The organism is Acinetobacter sp. UBA3132 (genome assembly GCF_002364825.1).
GTDB lineage: Bacteria > Pseudomonadota > Gammaproteobacteria > Pseudomonadales > Moraxellaceae > Acinetobacter > Acinetobacter schindleri.
Genome location: NZ_DEZM01000148.1, coordinates 1 through 477, shown reverse-complemented (window position 1 = coordinate 477; position 477 = coordinate 1). Strand labels below are relative to the sequence as shown.

1 protein-coding gene is annotated in these 477 nt (G+C 46.1%); it reads left to right on the top strand.

What is annotated here, in order from left to right:
* Nucleotides 1-477 (top strand): NADP-dependent isocitrate dehydrogenase (locus B4033_RS08270; protein ID WP_286833129.1); only part of this gene is annotated, 477 nt, incomplete at both ends.

Below are 477 nucleotides of genomic sequence, written 5' to 3'. Positions count from 1 at the left end.
CACACTGACCGACGAGGCGCCATTGTTGGCGACCTACTCGCTACTGCCGATCATTGAGACCTTTACTAAGCCTGCTGGCGTTGAGATTGTCAAAACTGACATCTCTGTTGCAGCACGCGTGCTCGCAGAATTCTCAGACTACCTGACTGAAGAACAGAAAGTAGCTGACAACCTTGCTGAGCTAGGCCGTCTTACACAAGATCCAAGCACAAATATTATTAAACTACCTAATATCAGTGCTTCTGTAGCTCAGTTAACAGCATGTATTAAAGAGCTTCAGTCTAAGGGCTATGCAATTCCTGATTACCCAGAAAACCCAACTACTGAAGAAGAAAAAGCACTTAAAGCACGTTTCGGTAAATGCCTCGGTTCTGCTGTAAACCCGGTATTACGTGAAGGTAACTCTGACCGTCGTGCCCCAACTGCAGTTAAAAACTACGCGAAAAAACACCCGCACTCTATGAGCGAGTGGAAACA